18 protein-coding genes are annotated in these 20213 nt (G+C 68.5%); 10 read left to right on the forward strand and 8 right to left on the reverse strand.

Features of this window, described 5'->3' with window-relative positions; genetic code table 11:
• The first annotated feature begins 17 nt into the window (after positions 1–17).
• Entirely contained in the window at positions 18–1859 is a 1842-nt protein-coding gene (locus tag DFQ59_RS04150) for a lytic transglycosylase domain-containing protein (protein ID WP_147275165.1), read from the forward strand.
• 155 nt (positions 1860–2014) lie between these two features.
• Here the strand turns inward: DFQ59_RS04150 and DFQ59_RS04155 are convergent, their stop codons facing one another.
• From DFQ59_RS04155 to DFQ59_RS04165, 3 genes are all read right to left on the reverse strand, one after another.
• Entirely contained in the window at positions 2015–3343 is a 1329-nt protein-coding gene (locus DFQ59_RS04155) for a TRZ/ATZ family hydrolase (protein ID WP_114278368.1), read from the reverse strand.
• Positions 3344–3518: 175 nt separating this feature from the next.
• Positions 3519–4208: a potassium channel family protein gene (locus DFQ59_RS04160; protein ID WP_114278369.1), complete on the reverse strand. Its 690-nt coding sequence runs from the start codon at positions 4206–4208 to the stop codon at positions 3519–3521.
• Between the two features lie 49 nt (positions 4209–4257).
• A complete protein-coding gene (locus DFQ59_RS04165; RefSeq protein WP_114278370.1) occupies positions 4258–5718 on the reverse strand; it encodes a TrkH family potassium uptake protein in 1461 nt (486 codons plus the stop codon).
• A 230-nt stretch (positions 5719–5948) separates the two neighbouring features.
• Here DFQ59_RS04165 and DFQ59_RS04170 point away from each other — a divergent pair, with 230 nt between their 5' ends.
• The 6 genes from DFQ59_RS04170 (at position 5949) to minE (ending at position 10545) form a co-directional block, all read left to right on the forward strand.
• The gene (locus DFQ59_RS04170) at positions 5949–6863 is read left to right on the forward strand and encodes an AEC family transporter (protein WP_114278371.1); all 915 of its coding nucleotides are present in this window, start codon (positions 5949–5951) and stop codon (positions 6861–6863) included.
• A gap of 324 nt (positions 6864–7187) precedes the next feature.
• Entirely contained in the window at positions 7188–8246 is a 1059-nt protein-coding gene (hisC, locus tag DFQ59_RS04175) for a histidinol-phosphate transaminase (RefSeq protein ID WP_114278372.1), read from the forward strand.
• A 62-nt stretch (positions 8247–8308) separates the two neighbouring features.
• Positions 8309–8644, forward strand: coding sequence for an enoyl-CoA hydratase/isomerase family protein (locus DFQ59_RS04180; protein ID WP_114278373.1), 336 nt, complete (start codon positions 8309–8311; stop codon positions 8642–8644).
• A gap of 82 nt (positions 8645–8726) precedes the next feature.
• A complete protein-coding gene (minC, locus tag DFQ59_RS04185; protein ID WP_114278374.1) occupies positions 8727–9431 on the forward strand; it encodes a septum site-determining protein MinC in 705 nt (234 codons plus the stop codon).
• 42 nt (positions 9432–9473) lie between these two features.
• Complete coding sequence (gene minD / locus DFQ59_RS04190) at positions 9474–10283, forward strand: septum site-determining protein MinD (RefSeq protein WP_114278375.1); 810 nt, start codon at positions 9474–9476, stop codon at positions 10281–10283.
• A 4-nt stretch (positions 10284–10287) separates the two neighbouring features.
• Positions 10288–10545 (forward strand): cell division topological specificity factor MinE, encoded by a 258-nt coding sequence (gene minE / locus DFQ59_RS04195; RefSeq protein ID WP_114278376.1) that lies wholly within the window; start codon positions 10288–10290, stop codon positions 10543–10545.
• 72 nt (positions 10546–10617) lie between these two features.
• On the opposite strand, the gene DFQ59_RS04200 is transcribed toward minE, so the two are convergent.
• The 3 genes from DFQ59_RS04200 to DFQ59_RS04210 form a co-directional block, all read right to left on the reverse strand.
• The gene (locus tag DFQ59_RS04200) at positions 10618–11058 is read right to left on the reverse strand and encodes a phosphate-starvation-inducible protein PsiE (protein ID WP_114278377.1); all 441 of its coding nucleotides are present in this window, start codon (positions 11056–11058) and stop codon (positions 10618–10620) included.
• Between the two features lie 689 nt (positions 11059–11747).
• Positions 11748–12599 carry a metal ABC transporter substrate-binding protein gene (locus tag DFQ59_RS04205; protein ID WP_114278378.1) on the reverse strand — a complete coding sequence of 284 codons (852 nt, stop codon included), beginning with the start codon at positions 12597–12599 and terminating at the stop codon, positions 11748–11750.
• A gap of 269 nt (positions 12600–12868) precedes the next feature.
• On the reverse strand, positions 12869–15052 hold the full coding sequence (locus DFQ59_RS04210; RefSeq protein WP_114278379.1) for a YgiQ family radical SAM protein: 2184 nt from the start codon (positions 15050–15052) through the stop codon (positions 12869–12871).
• 175 nt (positions 15053–15227) lie between these two features.
• On the opposite strand from DFQ59_RS04210, the gene DFQ59_RS04215 reads away from it, so the two are divergent.
• Together DFQ59_RS04215 and DFQ59_RS04220 are read left to right on the forward strand one after the other, a co-directional pair.
• On the forward strand, positions 15228–15995 hold the full coding sequence (locus DFQ59_RS04215; RefSeq protein WP_114278380.1) for a TerC family protein: 768 nt from the start codon (positions 15228–15230) through the stop codon (positions 15993–15995).
• A 270-nt stretch (positions 15996–16265) separates the two neighbouring features.
• Entirely contained in the window at positions 16266–16652 is a 387-nt protein-coding gene (locus DFQ59_RS04220; RefSeq protein WP_170142027.1) for a gamma-glutamylcyclotransferase family protein, read from the forward strand.
• Between the two features lie 36 nt (positions 16653–16688).
• On the opposite strand, the gene DFQ59_RS04225 is transcribed toward DFQ59_RS04220, so the two are convergent.
• Positions 16689–17156 (reverse strand): Rsd/AlgQ family anti-sigma factor, encoded by a 468-nt coding sequence (locus DFQ59_RS04225; RefSeq protein ID WP_114278382.1) that lies wholly within the window; start codon positions 17154–17156, stop codon positions 16689–16691.
• Positions 17157–17230: 74 nt separating this feature from the next.
• Positions 17231–18097 (reverse strand): peptidoglycan DD-metalloendopeptidase family protein, encoded by an 867-nt coding sequence (locus tag DFQ59_RS04230; protein WP_114278383.1) that lies wholly within the window; start codon positions 18095–18097, stop codon positions 17231–17233.
• Positions 18098–18677: 580 nt separating this feature from the next.
• Here DFQ59_RS04230 and DFQ59_RS04240 point away from each other — a divergent pair.
• A complete protein-coding gene (locus tag DFQ59_RS04240; RefSeq protein WP_245937176.1) occupies positions 18678–20213 on the forward strand; it encodes a dynamin family protein in 1536 nt (511 codons plus the stop codon).

Here is a 20213-nt window from a genome sequence, read left to right on the forward strand (position 1 = left end):
CATCCGCGGTGCGCGCCATGAGCGTTTCCGATCCGCGCCGTCTCCCGGTGCGATTCCTGTGGCTGTTGCTTCTGCTGCTGTCCGCCACTGCCGAGGCGGCGACCCTGCGCGTGCCTCTCACCATCCCCTATGCCCTGCTCGAGAGCGCATTCGGCGCCTGGTCGGGCGGCGCGGACGAAGCCGGCTGCAGGCACCTGCAGACCGGCGCGCCCCAGCTGGAGGCCCGCGGCGGCGAGCTGCACTTCGTCGCCACGGTGGAGGCGGTTCTCGGCGCGGAGGTGCTCGGCAAGTGCGTTCAGCCGCTGGCCTGGATCGGCATGGCGGACGTGGTGCTGGAGCCCTACGTGGACGAGGCCTGGCAGCTGCGCTTCCGCCTCGGCGCGACGGAGCTGAGCAACGCCGACGGGACGCGGGCCCCGGTGTTGAGCGCCATCTGGGAGCTGGTGCGGCACCTGCTCGTGCCGCGGCTGGAGTCGTTCAGCTTCGATCTCGACGCTCCGCGGGCCGAGATCCGTGCCCTGGTGCGCTCCGCGGCTCCCGCCCTGGAGGCGGTCCTGGCGAGCCTGCGCCTCGGCGAGCCGGTGGCCGGGGAGCGCGGCGTGGCGGTGCCGCTGCTGCTGGAGCTGCCGGCGGACCTGCCTGCGCCGCCGCCGCCGGTGGCGACGGAGGTGGAGGATGCCGCCGCCCTGGCCGCCCGCCGGCAGGCCGGGGAACGCATCGACGCCTTCCTGGTATTCGTGGTGAAGCAGGCGGGCCTCGACCTGGAGGACCCCGAGCTGCGGGCCGCGCTGTTCAGCCTGCTGCTGCAGAGCCGCTACCGGCTGCTGGCGATTCTCGACGGCAGTGCGCCGGAGACGGAGGGTGACCCGGTGCGGGCGCTGCTGCGGGATGACTGGGAACGGTTGCGCGGGATCCTGCTGGAGGCGGAGCGGCGCGGGCTGGGTGGCGGCGCACTGCTGCGCTACGTGAGTTTCCTCAACGCCGGCGACGTGCTCCTGGCCCTGGATGCCGCGGCCCCGGAGCTGGGGGTGTGGATCTCGGCCGAGGGGCTGCGCCGGCTCGCGCTGGGGTTGCGGCCGGGCTACCCGGGCGATCCGCTGGAGTATGGCTACGACGTGGACTTCGAACTGCGCCGGCTGTTCGGTTTTCCCGACGAACCACCGCTCCCGCCGCCCCTGCCGGAGCAGGAGCCGGACCGGAGCGGCGGGTTGATGGACTGGCTGGTGCGGCCGGCGCGGGCCGCGGCGTCCGCACCCGATCCGGTGACCCTGCTCGGCCGCCACCTGGAACGGCGCGTGCCCGGGACCGACGAGTTGCCGGTCTACCGGGCGGAGATGGCCGGCCTGCTGCGGCTGGTGGGGGAGCGGGAGCTGCAGGGCTCCGGGCTGGAACCCGCGGCGGCGGTGGTCTATCGGGCGCTGCTGCCGGCCACCGCGCTCATCGAGAGCTGCTGGCGCCAGTACGTGCGCGAGGACGGCAAGGTGACCTTCATCGCCTCACCGGTGGGCAGTGTCGGGCTGATGCAGGTCAATACCCGGGTCTGGCGTGGCCTCTACGACGTGGAGCGGCTGCGGTGGGAGGTGGCCTACAACGCCCGCGCCGGGGCCCAGATCCTGCTGCGCTACCTGCAGGACCCGGGCCTGAAGGTGGCGCAGCGCAGCGGTGATGCGGCCCACCTGCCGCGGGCCGCCTACGCCGCCTACAATGCCGGTCCCGGTGGCGCCACCCGCTTCCTGGCCCGGGATGGCAGCGTGAAGGCGGGCGCAGTGGACCGGCGCCTGTGGCGGCTCTACCAGGGCTTCAGTGCCGGCGCCGCGCCCGATCTCCAGCGCTGCGATGTGGGTGATGATGAATCGTGAATGCGTGAATGCGTGAATGCGTGAATGCGTGAATGCGTGAATGCGTGAATGCGTGAATGCGTGAATGCGTCGATATGCTCTGACTGAAAACTGAAAACTGAAAACTGAAAACTGAAAACTGAAAACTGAAAACTGAAAACTGAAAACCGGTCACGTCACCGCCCGCTGTTGGCCGCGCCGATGCGGCGGCCCCACTCCCGCGCCCTGGCCACCAGCGCCGGCGCATCCAGGGTGGTGAGCACGCCCTCCTTGAGCACGTGGCGGCCGGCCACCCAGACGTCGCTGACCCGATCACGGACATTGGCGTAGACCAGCTGGGACAGCGGATGGTAGACCGGCTCGGTCTCCAGGTCCGAGAGCCGCACCGCCACCGCGTCGGCGGCCTTGCCCGGCACCAGGGAGCCGATCTCCTCCTCCAGCCCCAGGGCGCGGGCGCCGTTGAGGGTGGCCATGCGCAGGGCATCGGCGGCGGACACGGCGGTGGCGTCGCCCGCCACGCCCTTGGCCAGCAGCGCCGCGGTGCGCATCTCCCCGAGCAGGTCCAGGTCGTTGTTGGAGGCCGCCCCGTCGGTTCCCAGGGCCACGTTGATGCCCGCGTCCGCCAGCCGCTGCACGGGACAGAAGCCGCTGGCGAGCTTGAGGTTCGACTCCGGGCAGTGGGCCACGCTGGCGCCGGCCTCGGCCAGCAGCCGCAGGTCCTCCTCCTCCACCTGGGTCATGTGCACCGCCAGCAGTCGCGGCGAGACCAGGCCCAGCCGGTGCAGGCGCGCCAGCGGCCGCTCGCCCCGCTCCGCCAGCGACTGCTGCACCTCGTGGGCGGTTTCGTGCACGTGCATGTGCACGGGGATGTCCAGCTCCTCGGCCAGCACGCTGACCCGTTCCAGCGGCGCGTCGGAGACAGTGTAGGGCGCGTGGGGGGCGAAGGCGGTGTGCAGCAGGGGGTTGTGGCGCAGCTGGTCGTGCACCTCCAGTCCCTTGTGCAGGTAGTCCTCCGCGTTCCCGGCCCAGGCGGTGGGAAAGTCGATGAGAATGAGCCCGACCACGGCCCGGATGTGGGCCTGGGTAGCGGCGAAGGCGGCCTCGTCGGGAAAGAAGTACATGTCGTTGAAGCAGGTGGTGCCGCCGCGCAGCATCTCCGCCACCGCCAGCAGGGTCCCGTCGCGGACGAACTCCGCGCGGACCCAGCGCGACTCCGCCGGCCAGATGTGCTTGCCGAGCCACTCCATCAGGGGCAGATCGTCGGCCAGGCCCCGGAACAGGCTCATGGCCGCGTGGGTATGTGCATTCACCAGCCCGGGGATGAGGGCGTGTTCGGGCAATTCCACCACCGTCGCCGCCTGGTAGCGGGCGCGGGCGGCCGCGGCGGGCAGCAGGTCGACGATGCGACCGTCACGCACGGCGAGGGAGAAATCCTCCAGCACGGTGCCCGCGGGTTCCACCGGGATGACCCAGCGGGCGTGGATGAGGGTGTCGATGGCTTCCATGGCGGCTCCGGGAAACGGCGTTCGCGCCAGTATAGCGATAAATTCCGCGGGACAGAGGGGCGGGCGGGCCGGATCCCGGGCGGTTGCGCACCGGGGCGTTCATTGAACCAGGGGACAAGGAATAAGGACGATTCCGCCGGTCGCCTGCGTCCGGTCGCAGGCGCGGTGGGATCCATCAGGCGCCGGCCGGCGAAGAGCCTCCCTCGTCGTTCTCCGGCGGCGGGATGCGGAAGCGCTCCACCAGGTTGTTCACCTCCGTCCGGCGGGTGAGGAGGATCAGTTCGTCATCCTTTGCCAGCTTCGTGCCGCCGTCGGGCAGGATCAGCTTCTCCTCCCGGTAGAGGCAGACGGCGCGGGCAGTGGCGGGCAGATCCAGCTCGGCGACGGTTACGGCATCCTTCTCGTGCACGACGACCGATACCACCCGGGCGTCGTACCTGATCATCGCCGAGAGTTCGAGGATGTCCTGGCCCTCGGCCATGTCGGCCAGGTAGCGGCCGATGGTGCGCGCCGGGATGATGGTGTCCTCCAGACCCAGCTCGATGCAGATGTGCTCGTACGCCTCGTCCTCGATCTTGGTCACCACCCGCTCGAAACCCAGCGAGCGTCCCACCAGGCTGGCGATGATGTTGGACTGGTCGCGGCCGGTGAGGCAGTAGAGGATGTCGGTCTGGGAGGGGCCCACTTCCCGCAGGATGGCCGGCTTGCTGCCGTCGCCGTGCACGAAGGCGCAGTCGAGCTGGCCGGAGAGATCGTCGATGACCTCCTTGTCGCGCTCCACGATCACCACCTCGTGGCCACGCCGGATGAGCAGCTGCGCCGTCTTGACCGCCAGCGAGCTGGCGCCGATGAATACCACCCGCATGGGATCCTCCCCTGTCCGTTGCTGTCTGAAAGTGTAGTCGGCGCGTTGCTCAGTCGTTGCGGCGCCCGAACCAGGTCCGCGGGTAGAGCACCACCAGCAGCGCCAGGACCTCCAGCCGGCCCAGCAGCATGTCCAGGCACAGGACACCCTTGAGCCAGGGATCCAGTTCCAGGGCGGTGATACCGGTGGAGAGTCCCACCGTGGCGGTGGCGGAAACCACCTCGAACAGGGCGTTCAGGGGGTCGTAGCCCGCCGCCGCGAAGGGCAGCCAGGAGAGTGCGACCACCCCGATGTAGAGCACCACGACGAGCAGCGCCCGCAGCCCCTCCTCGGGCTCGATCCGGGTCTCTCCCAGCCGGTATTCCACCACCGCGTGCTCCACCAGCCGGGTGCGGTTGAGCAGGATCTGCAGCAGCCGCAGCAGGATCAGCAACCGCAGGATCTTGAACCCGCCGGCGGTGGAACCCACGCCGCCGCCCACCAGCATCGAGCCGGCGAGGGTAAGCCTGGCGGCCGGATCGAGCGCGCCCACGTCCAGGCTCGCGAAGCCGGTGGTGGTCTGGGCCGAGAGGGCGAGCAGCGGGGCGTGCCGCACCACCTCGCTCCAGGACTGGCCCGAGCGCAGCATGAACAGTGCCAGCACCACGGTCACGGCCAGCGCGGCGAGCAGCAGGGCGCGGAGCTGGAGATCGTCCGCCAGTGCCGCCGGTCCCCCGCGCGCGGCCCGGTACCAGGTGGAGAGGGCCACGGCGCCGGCCAGGGACAGCAGGGTGACCGCCCACTGCGTGGACACTCCCAGACCGGCGAGGCTGCCGTCGAAGCTGGAGTAGCCGCCGGTGGAGACGGCCGCGAGGGTATGCACCACCGCGGCGAAGGGCGCAAGCCCCAGCGCCCAGAGCAGGGCGATGCCCGCTACGGTGAAGGCCAGGTAGACGGTCAGCACCCGCCGGGCGTGGCCGCGGGTGTTGCCGATGAGATCCTCGCCCTCGCCGGAGATGTTCGCCAGCCGCCGGGCCGCCACCCCCGGACCAATCAACAGCGCCAGTGACAGGACGACGAAGCCCAGTCCGCCGTACCACTGCATCCAGGCGCGGGTGAACAGGAACGCCGGCGGGCGCTCGGCCACCGAGGCCAGCGTGGTGAGCCCGGTGGTGGTCACCCCGGAAACCGCCTCGAACAGCGCGTCCAGGTAAGGGATGCCGGTCGCCGCCATGGGCCAGCTCATGGCCAGCGGGGCGACGAGAAACACCAGTGCCGTCACCACCAGCGCCTCGTTGGTCTGGATGGTGCGGGGGCTGCGCAGCCGCCCCAGCGGCACTCCGGCAACAGTCAGCAGCGTCACCACCAGCGCCAGCCGCCAGGCCATGGGCCAGTCTTCGTAGCCCGCCGCCACCCCCAGCGGGACGAGAGTCAGCGCGGCCAGGGCCAGTCCCAGCTGACCGGTGTATTTCAGCACCACGCGCGGTCGGACCGCGAAGCTGAGCGGTTCCAGGCGATCTTCGTAGGCCATGGCGCCCCGGTGGCTCCTCCCCACACAGTTCCCCTGGGAATAAGCATAGCGGGTGGCCGCGGGTGAAGAATGGACCAGGGATGATGGATAAGGGAGAAAGGATAAGGGTTAAAGGCGTGTGGCCAGACCTCTCCAGTCATTCCGATGGATAAAGGTCGTTAACTGATCTTCATCCATTATCCGTTATCCTTTCTCCCTTATCCCTTGCCTGCAACCTCTGCCCCCCGCCCATGATCGCCACCCTGCTGCCCCTCTCCGCTCTCATCGGTCTCGGCCTGTTCTGGGTCTGGTGGCGGCCGGGGCCCGATGGCGACGGTGGCAGGCGGCCCGTCACCGACATCATCTACCACCTGTTCCTGCCGGCGCTGGTGCTGGACGTGCTGTGGCGCGCACCGCTGGGACTGGACTCGGCGCGCATCTCCGCCAGTGCGGTGACCGGGGTGCTGTTCGGGCTGGGGCTGAGCGTGCTGGTCTACCGGGTCCTGCGGGTGGACCGGCCCACCACCGGCGCGCTGGTGCTGGCGGCGGGATTTCCCAACGCCACCTACCTGGGCCTGCCCGTGCTGGAGCGGGTGCTGGGCGAGACCGGCCGCGGCATCGCCATCCAGTATGATGTGTTCGCGTGCACGCCGCTGCTGTTCACCGTCGGCGTACTGGTTGCCACCCACTTCGGCCCTGAGTCGACGGGAGGGGGCGTGCTCCGGCGCCTGGCGCGGGTGCCGCCCCTGTGGGCGGCGCTGGCCGCCATCGCGCTCAACGTCTCCGGCGTTCCCCTGCCCGGGGCCGTGGACGGGTTCCTGCGCCTGCTCGGCACGGCCATGGTTCCCATCATGCTGCTGGCCGTGGGCATGGCCCTGCGGGCCGGCTTCAGCGAGTGGCGTCGCTTTTCGCTGGTGCTCCCGGTCCTGCTCATCCAGCTGCTGCTGATGCCGCTGCTGGTCTGGAGCATCGCCCACGCCCTCGGCCTGCGCGGGGATCTGCTCACCGGCACCGTGCTCGAGGCGGCCATGCCCACCATGGCGCTGGGGGTGGTCTTCTGCGACCGCTACCGGCTCAACGCCGGCCTGTTCGCCACCGCCATGACCCTCAGCACCCTGCTGAGCCTGGCCACCCTGCCGCTGTGGTTCGGCCTGCTGGGGTCATGACGGGACGTTGAAAATCCACCACGAAGGCACGAAGGACACGAACACAGAAAAGACTGAATGGACAGGATTCACAGGATTAACCGGATTTCAGTACGGAATCTTCGGCATGAATGTGGCCGATCAAGATTGCCGGTCCGTCGGTAGCCATTGAACACCGTTCATGCAGGGGCTTGGGAACACGATCGGGAATCCATGCCCTCACTGAAACGACCACTCCATCCTGTCAATCCTGTCAATCCTGTCTATTTCTTCCTTTGCCATTCTTCGTGTCCTTCGTGCCTTCGTGGTTAAATTATGGTTTTTCATCACCTGCCGAGCCGAGTCATGAACCGTTTCTGGAGCCCCGTCGTCCGTTCCCTGACCCCCTATGTCCCCGGCGAGCAGCCGAAGGTCGAGAACCTGGTCAAGCTGAACACCAACGAGAATCCCTACCCGCCCTCGCCGCGGGCGCTGGAGGCCATCCGCGCGGCCGCGGGCGAGGCCCTGCGTCTCTATCCCGACCCCGGCGCCGATGACCTCAGGCAGGCCATCGCCGGCTTCAACGGCGTGGCGGCGGAAAACGTCTTCGTGGGCAACGGCTCCGACGAAGTGCTGGCGTTCGTGTTCCAGGGGCTGCTGCACCATGAGCTCCCGGTGCTGTTCCCGGATATCACCTACAGCTTCTACCCGGTCTACTGCGGGCTCTACGGCATCGACTACCGGACGCTGCCGCTGGCTGCGGACTTCACCCTGCGGGTGGAGGACTACCTGGTGCCCAACGGCGGCATCATCTTCCCCAATCCCAACGCGCCCACCGGGCGGCTGTTGCCGCTGGAGGCCGTCGAGCGGCTGCTGGAGGCAAATACCGCCTCGGTGGTGGTGGTGGACGAGGCCTACGTGGATTTCGGCGGTGAGTCGGCCATCGCCCTGGTGGGGCGCTTCCCCAACCTGCTGGTGGTCCAGACCTTCTCCAAGTCGCGTTCACTGGCGGGGCTGCGGGTGGGCTTCGCCGTGGGCGACGCGGGGCTCATCGAGGCGCTGGAGCGGATCAAGAACAGCTTCAACTCCTATCCCCTGGACCGGCCGGCCCAGGTGGGGGCGGCGGCGGCCATGGCCGACCGCGAGCATTTCGACCGGACCCGCAATGCGGTCATCCTGAGCCGGGAACGCCTGGCCGGCCGGCTGACGGAGCTGGGCTTCGAGGTGCTGCCCTCGGCGGCCAATTTCCTCTTCGCCCGCCACCCGGGCCGCGACGCGGCGGAGCTGGCCGCGGCGCTGCGGGAGCGGAAGATCATCGTGCGCCACTTCCGCCAGCCGCGCATCGAGCAGTACCTGCGCATCACCATCGGTACCGATGCCCAGTGCGATGCCCTGGCGGCGGCGCTGGAGGCGATTCTCGACTGAAGCCATCCGGGTGCGTCCCCGCGGACGGGGATCGTGGCACCGCGAGGCATGGAGGAGGGACCATGGAGCCGGTGATTCTCGAGAAACGCGATCCCATCGCCTGGGTGACCCTGAACCGGCCGGAGGCGCTGAACGCGCTGGACGACGGGCTCAACGACGCCCTCTGGGCCGTGTGGGAGGAGTTCGCCGCCGACGCGGCGGTGGACGTGGCAATTCTCACCGGGGCCGGCAAGTCCTTCTGCGCGGCTGGAGGCCTTCTTCGGCAAGCGCGGCGGCGGGGAGTGAAAGGCGGGCTCGCCAAGGATGCGGCCGTGGTTTCAGTGGGTTGGCGTGTTCTGCCGGCGCGTGGGGTGCCGCCCCCCTGTTCTGCCGCTCCGGCAGGGCGCGGAATTCCGTGACCGGCACCCCTGTGAGCCGGCGCCGTGATGCGGTAAAGTCTGCGCTCATCATCACTCCGGGAAGGAATCCGCGCATCCGGCCATGGATCGACCCCAGTCCGACGTCCTGACGGCAACCCCATTCGAGATCAAGGGCAGCATGCTGACGCTGCTGGAGCTGCGCCTGCACTCCACCGGCCTGGATGCCATCGCCCAGCACCTGGCCGAGAAGGTCGCCAAGGCGCCCGGGATGTTCCGCAGCGCCCCGATCGTTGTCGACCTGCAGGCGCTCGGCCAGGTCGACGGCCTCGACCTGGCGGGCCTCGCCGCCGTCATGCGCGGCCACGGGCTGGTGCCGGTGGGGGTCCGTGGCGGCAGTCCGGCCCTGCAGGCGGCGGCGGTGGAGGCGGGCCTGGGCCTGCTGGCGGCCGAGCGTCGGAGCGAGACCCGCCCGGTGCCGGCGAAGGCCGCGGCGGCGGGTGGCAAGACCCGGGTCGTCACCCAGCCGGTGCGCTCCGGGCAGCAGATCTACGCCGACGGGGGTGATCTTGTCGTGCTGGCGGCGGTGAGCCCCGGTGCCGAGGTGCTGGCCGACGGCAACATCCATGTCTACGGACCCCTGCGGGGGCGTGCGCTCGCCGGCGCCCACGGGGATCGCACGGCGCGGATCTTCTGCCAGTGCCTGGAGGCGGAGCTGGTCTCCATCGCCGGGCACTATCGCCTGTTCGAGGAACTGGACCCGGCCCTGCGGGGGCATGCGGTGCAGGTGTTCGAGGACGGCGACAACCTGATGCTGCAGCCGCTTTAGGGCACTGGCCGGCATGCCGGCATTTACAGGAGGAGTACTGTTGTGGCCAAAGTGATCGTCGTCACCTCCGGCAAGGGCGGGGTGGGCAAGACCACCACCAGCGCCGCGTTTGCCACCGGTCTGGCCCGGAAGGGGCACAAGACCGCGGTCATCGACTTCGACGTGGGGCTGCGCAACCTGGACCTCATCATGGGGTGCGAGCGGCGCGTGGTCTACGATTTCGTCAACGTCATCAACAACGAGGCGAACCTGAACCAGGCCCTGATCCGCGACAAGCGGGTGGAGAACCTGCACATCCTGCCCGCCTCCCAGACCCGCGACAAGGAGGCCCTGACCCTGGAGGGCGTGGGCCGGGTGCTGGAGGATCTGGGCCGGGAGTTCGACTACATCGTCTGCGACTCCCCGGCGGGGATCGAGCACGGGGCCTTTGCCGCCATGTACTATGCCGACGAGGCGCTGGTGGTGACCAACCCCGAGGTCTCCTCGGTGCGGGACTCCGACCGCATTCTCGGCATCATGGCCAGCAAGTCGCGCCGCGCCGTGCAGGGCGACGCGCCCATCCGGGAACACCTGGTGCTCACCCGCTACTCCCACCAGCGGGTCGCCCGGGGCGAGATGCTGGGGGTGGACGACGTGCTGGAGATTCTTGGCATCCCCCTGCTCGGCGTGATTCCGGAGTCCCAGAGCGTGCTCCAGGCCTCCAACGCCGGGGTGCCGGTGATTCTGGAGGAGTCCAGTGACGCGGGCCGGTCCTACGAGGACGTGGTGGCCCGGTTCCTCGGCGAGGAGCGGCCCCACCGCCACATGAACGGGGAGAAGAAGGGACTGCTCCGCCGGCTGTTCGGGACCTGACGCCATGGGTTGGCTCGACTACTTCCGTACCTCCCGCAAGAACTCCGCCTCCATCGCCAAGGAGCGGCTGCAGATCGTGGTGGCCCACGAGCGCCTGCAGCGCAGCGGTCCCGATTACCTGCCCCTGCTGCAGAAGGACATCCTGGAGGTTATCCGCAAGTACGTGCCCATCGATCCGGGCGATGTCAGGGTGAACCTGGAGAAGGACGGGGACTACTCGGTGCTGGAGCTCAACATTTCCCTGCCGGAAAAGAGCCCGTGACGGACAGCGGCTGAACCCGCGCCGCCCGGTCATGCCGTGCCGGGCGTCGCCCGGGGTGATCGGAGGTGCGCCTCAGCGCTCCGGGGCTTCGCCGTCCGTGCTGTCGCCGCGGCTCAGATAGGGGAAGCGCAGGTGGCCGTAGCGGATGACCAGCACGGCGACACCGATGATGAGGATCGCCAGTGCGGCGGCAATGATGTCCCACTGCGACATCGACTTCATGTCCAGGATCAGGTGCCGGGCCAGCGCCACGATGGCGATATACAGCGGCATGCGGATGGGCAGGGCGCCCGACTCGAGGTAGACCCCCACCATGGTGAGCACCTCGAGGTAGATGAACAGCAGGAGCAGATCCGCCAGGGTGACGTGGCGGGCCGCGACCATGGTGTGGACTTCCTGGAATCCGGCCACCAGGGTGGCCACGGCAATCACCAGCAGCCCGCCGATCTCCAGCCCGTGCAGGGCCCGACGGCCCAGGTCGACGATGCGGGTTGGGGTGGCGACATCCTTCATGGGATGGAGTCTACCCCAAAGACCGGGGGGCGACGAGATCGCCATCCCGTTCCGCGGTGGGTGGCCATGCTCTCCTCCCGGCCGGCGCTGCCCATGGTGGCGTAGTTCTTGCCTCTGTATTCGTGATTCATCCGTCGGTCAGAGTCCTCCGGCAGACTGGCAGCAACGGGAGCCGGCCCGGTCAGTACACCACACGTCGCCACAGGGAGGTCTTCATGGGAACCGCACACCTCGTCTACATTCTCTTTCCGGCCGTTGTCGTGGTGATTCTCGGCGCGCTCCTGGTCTGCCCCATGAATCCCTGGTGTTGCCTGCGTTGCAAGTGAGTCGGTGAACCAGCGGTCGCCCAGCTGCCCTGTTGCGGTGCAATAACTCCCGGCGGGCCTCTCCCTGGTGCGGCTGAACGGTACGCCGGAGTGGAGCGAGGGCCAGCCGTTTGCCCCGGATCGCCGGCTCCGGGGAACGGTCAGGCACAGTGGTCGCCCTCGGCGGAGCCGGAGGGCTGGAAGGGGGGCTGTGTGTCACTGCCCGGCCGGGCATCACGGAGGTGCTGGCCGAACCGCGGGCGGAGGCCGGGGCGGCGCAGGACGATCTGGATCGGCCGGCGCGCTCAGAGTCTCGAGTGGAAGGAGCGCTGGGGCGGGACCGTCCCCGGGGCATTCCCGGGGGCGTCCCGCCTCAGCCCGATCTTAAAGTGCGGGGGCGGTTTTCATCCGGGAGGCCGTGCGCACCAGGGGGGTGGCTTCCGGCTCCAGGGTGGCGAGCAGGGTGTTCAGGTTGCGCTCCATCAGGGTGAAGTAGCTCCCGCCGTCACGGACGGCGCCGTAACCCAGCGCATCCAGTTCGAGAACCGCCACGTCGGCGTTGGCCGCGGTGCTGTCAAGACGGGCATCGACCAGGCCGAAGCGCCAGGCCAGGTAGCGGGGCGCATCCGGCGCCAGCGCCACCGCCCGTCCCTGCAGGGGGGCGAGCCGTGTCTGGAGGTCCTGTTCCAGTTTCCGCAGTTGGCCGACCAGGCGAATCTCGTTGTCCAGGTAGGTATCGCAGTTGTCCGGGTCCATCTTCACCAGTTGCGGGGTGATGTGGCGGACCGCCATCACGGCCAGGCGCGGATCGAGCCAGAATTGGGGGTCATGGGCGGCTCCGGTTTCGTCGACGACGCTCATCCAGCGGCTGCCGGGGACGGCGTGCAGCAGCGGCAGGTGATGGCCCACCGTGACCGCGTTGGCACGGACGTGGGGCATATCGGCGAGAGCCGTGGCCAGGGATCGTTCCAGTTCCGGCCCGACCCAGACCACCATGTCGGCGGTGACGAGTTCCAGCGTTTGCGTGGCGCCGAGGAGATCGGACTCCAGGTCTTCGGGGCGGTCGTAGAGCAGTTCGGGTTTCCCCACCCCTTCCATCAGGCTTTCCACCAGGCTGTACAGCGGTGGCACGGTGACCACCACCTGCGGTGCGGCGGCGGCCGGGGCGGCCCAGGCCGTGAGTGACAGCAGGGTGGCCAGGGCGCCCAGCCAGCCGGGGATTCTGTGTGCGATCATCTCTCTTCCTCCCTGATCCGGGTCGGCGGGTCGATCCCTTTGCCCGGGGTGATTGACGGATGTCAATTCGGTAAGCAGGGGGCGTGCCAGTTCTTAAATCAATATAAAACAGCGTGTTGTGGTTGTGCAGGTGCGGGACAAGCGTGGGATGTGCCGCAGCGGTGTGGGATATGGCGACCAGGCGCCGGCCTGTCGGCGTGGTCTTCGCGAGGGGCGAAGCGGGTGTCTTGGGGCGGGGGGTGTCCCGGCTCCGCCCCGGCTTGTGCCGGTCAGCCCCGTGGCGTCCCGCGGACCGCCGGCTTGCCGCGGCGCGCAGGCTTGCGCTCCTTTCCGGCGCGGGGGGCGGCCGGCGTCCGCGGCAGGCCGGTATGCTGGGTCCGGAAGGGTTTGTCCCCCGGCCTGGCGTGCGCCGTGCGCTGGCCCTCGCCGCGACCGCCGGTGCCGGCCGGCTGCCAGGCGGGCACCAGGTGGCGCTTGCCGTTGCCGATGAGATCGGCGCGGCCCATGCGCTTCAGCGCCTCGCGCAGGAGCGGCCAGTTCTCCGGGTCGTGGTAGCGGAGAAAGGCCTTGTGCAGGCGGCGCTGGCGCAGCCCCTTCGGCGTGGTGACCCGTTCGCTGCCGCGGCCCACCTTCCGCAGCGGGTTCATGCCGCTGTGATACATGGCGGTGGCCAGCGCCATGGGCGAGGGCAGGAAAGCCTGCACCTGGTCGGCGCGGTAGCCGTTGCGCTTCAGCCACAGGGCCAGTTCCAGCATGTCCTCGTCCGTGGTGCCGGGGTGGGCGGCGATGAAGTAGGGGATGAGGTACTGCTCCTTGCCCGCCGCCCTGGAGAACCGGTCGAACATCTCCTTGAAGCGGTCGTAGGTGCCGATGCCGGGCTTCATCATCTTCGCCAGCGGGCCGGTTTCCGTGTGCTCGGGAGCGATTTTCAGGTACCCCCCCACGTGGTGGGTCACCAGCTCCCGCACGTATTCCGGTGACTGCACCGCCAGGTCGTAGCGCAGCCCCGAGGCGATGAAGACCCGCTTCACACCCGACAGGCTGCGCGCCCTGCGGTAGAGGCGCACCAGGGGGCCGTGATCGGTGCCCAGGTTTTCGCAGATCTCCGGGTAGACGCAGGAGAGGCGCCGGCAGGCGGCCTCGATCGCCTCGCTGCGGCAGGCCATCCGGTACATGTTGGCGGTGGGACCGCCGAGGTCGGAGATGACGCCGGTGAAGCCGGGGGTCTTGTCCCGGATCTCCTCGATCTCGTGCAGGATCGACTTCTCCGAACGGCTCTGGATGATGCGCCCCTCGTGCTCGGTGATGGAGCAGAAGGTACAGCCGCCGAAACAGCCGCGCATGATGTTCACCGAGAACCGGATCATCTCGTAGGCGGGAATCCGCGCCTGGCCGTAGTCCCGGTGGGGCACCCGCGTGTAGGGGAGATCGAAGACCGCGTCCAGTTCCCGGGTGGTCAGGGGGATGGGCGGCGGGTTGATCCAGACATCCCGGTCGCCGTGGCGCTGGACCAGGGCACGGGCGTTGCCCGGATTGGTCTCGAGGTGCAGCAGGCGGGAGGCGTGGGCGTAGAGCACCGGGTCGCGGCGGACCTGCTCGAAGGCCGGCAGGCGGATCACTTCATGGGCCCGATCGCGGGAGCGCTGGATGCGGACCGGGTGCGAGCCGCCGGCGGCGGGCTGCGCGGCGCAGCCGGGTGCGGCGGCGTAGGGGTCCGGATGGGGCTCCACCCGGCCGGGACGGTCCACCTCGGTGGAGTCGATCTCGGTCCATTCCGGAGGAATGCCGCGGGTGAGATGGGCGGTGCCGCGGATGTCGGTGAGCGTCGCCAGCGGCTCGCCGCGGGCCAGCCGGTGGGCAATCTCCACCACCTGGCGCTCGCCGTTGCCGTAGACCAGCAGATCCGCCTTGGCGTCCAGCAGCACCGAGCGGCGCACCTTGTCGGACCAGTAGTCGTAGTGGGCGATGCGGCGCAGGCTGGCCTCGATGCCGCCGATGACGATGGGCGCGTCGTTGAAGGCCTCCCGGGCGCGCTGGGCGTAGACCAGCACCGAGCGGTCGGGGCGGCGGCCACCCTCGCCATCGGGGGTGTAGGCGTCGTCGGAGCGCAGGCGGCGGTCGGCGGTGTAGCGGTTCACCATCGAGTCCATGTTGCCGCCGGTGACCCCGAAGAAGAGGTTGGGCCGCCCCAGGCGGCGGAACGCCTCCGCCGAGGTCCAGTCGGGCTGGGCGATGATGCCCACGCGGAAGCCCTGCGCCTCCAGCACCCGGCCGATGACCGCCATGCCGAAGCTCGGGTGGTCCACGTAGGCGTCCCCGGTAACGATGATGACATCGCAGCTGTCCCAGCCGAGCGCATCCATCTCCGCCCGCGTCATGGGCAGCTGGGGGGCGGGCGTCAGGCGCTGGGCCCAGTACTTGCGGTAGCCGAACAGGTTGGGGGCGGACAGCATGGCGAGGCTCGGGAGGCAATGACAACGGGAGCGGATTATATCAGAAAGGGGAAAATCCGATCATTGCGCTGGGTATTGTCGGGCCGGCTGCTGCTCCCGCGCGGGATGGTGTATTCTGCGCCCTCACCAGGCCGCGCCCGCGGCCGATTCCACCACGGCAGGAAATGGCAACGGCATGGAATGGTTGACCGATCCGCAGGCCTGGATGGCGCTGGCCACCCTGACCCTGCTCGAAATCGTCCTCGGCATCGACAACATCATCTTTCTCACCATCCTGGTGGGGCGCCTGCCGGCGCACCAGCGCAACCGTGCCCGGGTGCTGGGGCTGGGCCTGGCCATGGGCACGCGCATCCTGCTGCTGTTGTCCCTGGCATGGGTGATGCGCCTGACCGAGCCGCTGTTCTCGGTCCTGGGCGAGGCCGTCTCCGGGCGGGACCTCATCCTGGTCGGCGGCGGGCTGTTCCTGCTGGCCAAGGCCACCATCGAAATCCACAACAGTCTCGAGGGCGTGGAGGACGGACAGACGGAAGGCCGGGGCGGCGCCGGCTTTCTCTCCATCCTGGCGCAGATCGCGGTGCTCGATATCGTCTTCTCCCTGGATTCGGTCATCACCGCCATCGGGCTCGCCGACCAGGTCCAGGTGATGGTGATCGCCATCATGGCGGCGGTGGGTGTGATGATGTTCGCCGCGAAGCCCATCGGGGAGTTCGTGGATGCCCACCCGACGGTAAAGATGCTGGCGCTGAGCTTCCTGGTGCTGGTGGGGGTGACCCTCATCGTGGAGGGATTCGATGTCCACGTGCCGAAGGGCTATATCTATTTCGCCATGGCTTTCTCGGTGGCCGTGGAGATGCTCAATCTGCGGCTGCGCCGGCGGGCGGAGGAGCCCGTCAGGCTCCATTCCCAGTACCGGGAAGAGCCGGAGCCATCCCGGGGAGAGTGAATCCGGACGGGGTGGCATAAAATTTATGGGCCTATAACCAGATTCACTTGCATCTGGTGGGTGATATTTCCGATGATTGCCTACTTGCCGTCGGCGACGCCGTTGTCCGGTGGCCGGCGCAGTCCTGAAGCCTCGCCGGTCCGCAGGGAGCACCCGGGGCCGGAGAGATGGTTCCAGCAGGCAGCAGGGCGCTCGCCCGTGTTCCGCAACCGGCCGGCGCGGCCGTATCAGCCAGTCCGAGGGGTTATGGAAATCGAGCCCGAACTTCCGTTGTTCGCTTACGGTACACTGGAGATCGCCGAGGTCATCCAGGCCATTACCGGTCGCGTGTTTGACGGGACGCCCGCCATCCTGGACGACTACGCACGCTATCAGCTGCGCGACGCCAACTACCCGGGAGTCATGCCGGTGAAGGGCGCGCGGACCACCGGCCTGCTCTATGGCGATGTGGACAACACGAGCCTCATGCTGCTGGATCACTACGAGGGTGATCTCTACGAGCGGCAGCGGCTGACCGTGGTGAGTGAATCGGGTGAGCGGGTGCTGGCCTGGGTCTACGTGATCCGCCCCGAGCGCCGCGACGAGCTGACCCACAACGAGTGGGACCCCGAGGAGTTCGCCCGGGTCCACCTCAAGACCTACCTGTCGGAGATCTGACCGGCGGCGCCCGCGCCGCGAGGGCGTGCGGGGCCGCTATCCGAGCAGCAGGACCCGCGCCAGCTGATCCTCCAGCCCCACCCGGGCCGACAGTGCCTCGCCCAGGTGGGCCATCTCCTCATCGAGCTGTTCGGACAGGGGCGTATGCTCCGCTCCGGCGTATTTCTCGCAGAAGGCCTCCATGATGTGCGAGGTGGCCTTGATCTGCGGCTGCAGCTCGAGGCCGAGCAGGCCGAAGGCCTCGGGTGTGCGCTCCGGGGGCAAGTCGAAGAAGCAGGTTTCGCTGTAGACGAGGTAGGCGAGCAGGGCCTTGCAGAAGGCCTGCAGGACCTCGTCCGGATCATCGGCCTCCGCCGGCATGCCGCAGCGGTCCAGGCCCGCCGCATGGCAGAACAGCACCATCATGCGCCGGCGCTGGTTGACCAGGTCCTCGATGATCTCGCGGGCATGCGCGTCTTCATACCGCCGGCTGGTGCCGATCTTGTGTACTGAACCCGTCTCCATGGCGCACTCCCCAACTGTCTGTCCCGGCGGTCGAATATACGGTGGGGATGGCCATAAGTCTTTGATCTGGATCCTTATTCAGGTTTTTTTGCCGTGGTTTCCGGCAGGAACAGCTCCGGGTTCACGCGGGCATCGTTGAGGCTGACGCCCCAGTGGAGATGGGGGCCCGTGGCCCGGCCGGTGCTGCCCACCAGCCCGAGCATGTCCCCCTGGCGGACGCGCTCGCCCGGTCTGACGCGGATCTCCTGCATGTGGGCGTACATGGTCACCAGGCCCTGGCCATGGTCCAGGAACACGCTGTTGCCGTTGAAGAAGAAGTCACCCGTCTCGACGACCGTGCCGGCGGCGGGCGCCTGCACCGGGGTTCCCGCCGGGGCGGCGATGTCCAGTCCGCTGTGGGGACTGCGGGGCTGGTCGTTGTAGAAGCGGCGCAGTCCGAAGTTGCCACTGACCACCCCTTCCACCGGCAGGATGAAGCCGGTCTGCACAAGGTCCGAGTCACTCCAGTGCCGCAGCGCCGCCTTGATGCGCGGGGTCTCGTCGCGGATGCGGGCCAGATCCTCGGGCGGCGGGGTGACCTTGCGGGTGTCCTTGAGGGTGATGTGCTGGCTGGCGTACTCCTTGGAGACGACCAGGAACTCCAGGGTCTCGCGCCGGCCGTCGGCAAGCTCCGACTCCACCCGGTGGGTGCCGGGCTCCGCGTCCAGGGCGATGCCCACCACGGCGAACCAGCGGCCGGAGGAAGTCCCGTCCGGCAGCACCATGATCCGCCGCTCCCGGTACCACGCCTTCGGGGCGGTGGCGCCGGGTGCCTCGATGGCCACCAGGGCGACGCCGCCGGGCACGGGGTTGGCACGGGGCAGGGCGGAGGCGGCCGCGGGCGCCAGCAGCAGGATCAGCAGGGCGGCGCACAGCAGGCGGGGCAGGGGCGGGCGGTACATGGCGGTCTCCGTTCGCAGCGGTTCTCATAGTGTACTGCTTCACTCCTGGAGGCACATTCAGCGAGTCGCCGGCCGGTCAGATGCAAGGCGCGCTTGCGCAGGAAGGGCAGGCCCCCTTTCAAGCGAGCGCAACACCGCAGATGGCCGGCCGGCGGCTCGCCCGCAGGGAGCCCCCCGAAAGCACCATGACGGCGTTGCAGCGCTTGACAAGGGAACAACCATTGCCTGCGCACTGCGCCTTGTCCTGGCGCTTTCGGGGGGCTCTGAAAGTACCTCCAGGAGTGAAGCAGCACACTAGTGTACTGCTTACACCACGAAGGCACGAAGGCACGAAGGGCACGAAGGGCACGAAGGGCACGAAGAATGGACGCATATCAAACTGCAGATTACTTCGTATTCTTCGGGCCTTCGTGGTGAACAAAACGCTGGGCGCACCGCCTTGACTCGCTCCGCCCGGTCACTCATATTCGGAACAAAACCCGGGCTCCCGGCCCGGATATCCCGGTGCAGCGGCGTATGGATGCCGCCGCGACCGGACAACACGATATACAAGGAGAGCGCTATGTTCGGCGAAGGCCAGATGAACGAACGTCTGCGCCAACTGGAGCGGCACCTGAAGCAGGAGAATCCGGTGCTGCTGGAGGTGGTGGGCAGCTTCAGGGAACTGGACAGGATCAGCCGCAGTCTCGGCTTTCTCGGCAAGAACGAGTCGCTGGCGGCGCGCGTGCCCTGGTGGCCGCTCATCGCCGTGCTCGGAACCTACTCCTCGGGCAAGTCCACCTTCATCAACTCCTACCTCGACTATCCGCTGCAGTCGACCGGGAACCAGGCGGTGGACGACAAGTTCACCGTCATGTGCTTCAGCGGCGAGGGCATGGTGCGCACCCTGCCCGGGTTGTCCCTGGATGCCGATCCGCGCTTTCCCTTCTATCAGATCGGCGAGTCCATCGACGAGGTGGCCACCGGTGAGGGCGGGCGCATCGACGCCTACCTGCAGCTCAAGACCTGTCCCAGCGAGAAGCTGCGCGGCAAGATACTCATCGACTCTCCCGGATTCGACGCCGATGCGCAGCGCACCTCCACCTTGCGCATCACCGACCACATCATTCACCTCTCGGACCTGGTGCTCGTGTTCTTCGATGCCCGTCATCCGGAGGCGGGTTCCATGCACGATACCCTCGAACACCTGGTGGGCAGCACCATCAGCCGCCATGATTCGAGCAAGTTCCTCTATGTGCTCAACCAGATCGACACCACCGCACGGGAAGACAATCCCGAACAGGTCTTCGCCGCCTGGCAACGGGCCCTGGCCCAGCACGGCCTTACCGCGGGGCGCTGCTACAGCATCTATGACACCGGGGCCGCGGTACCCATCGACGACCCCCAGAAACGGAGCCGCTTCGAAGGCAAGCGCGATGCCGACCTGGCGGCCATCTACCAGCGCATCGACGAGGTGGGGGTGGAGCGGGCCTATCGCATCGTCGGGATGCTGGAGCACACCGCGCGGATGCTGGAGGACGACCTGGTGCCGCGGGTGCAGGGTTTCATGCAGCGCTGGCGCCAGCGGGTGCTGTGGCTCGACGGGCTGATGCTCGCGCTCCTGGCCGCCGTGGTGCTGGGTCTGGGCGTGGGGACCGATCTGCTGGCCGGCGTCTCCCTGAGCGCCATGCAGAGCGATCCCGTCACTACCGGCATCGTGGCCGCGGTGGTGCTGGTCCTGCTGGGCTACGGCCACTTCCGCATCCGCAACTGGGCGGCCGGACAGGTGATTCGCAAGACGCTGGCCGAAATCCCGGAGACCTCCCGGCATGCGGGCTATGCCCGGGCCTTCCGGCGCAACACCCAGTGGTGGCGCACCATCTTCGCCAAGAATCCGCTGGGCTGGAGCGGTCGTACCGCCAGGAAGCTGGAGCGACTGGTGGGCGTGGCCGACATCTACGTGCAGAAGCTGAATGACCGTTACGCCAACCCTTCCGGGAAGGGCGCGGCGGTGGAGACGACGGCTCCGGAGCCGGGCGACACCTCGGCCTTCGCCCCGGCGCAGACGGCAGGGACGGGTGAGTCCGTGGCCGCCGGGGACGCGCCGGAACCGGCCCGGGAGAAGGAAGCCGGCTGA

The sequence above is a fragment of the Thioalbus denitrificans genome, from assembly GCF_003337735.1.
In the GTDB taxonomy this organism is placed as follows: domain Bacteria; phylum Pseudomonadota; class Gammaproteobacteria; order DSM-26407; family DSM-26407; genus Thioalbus; species Thioalbus denitrificans.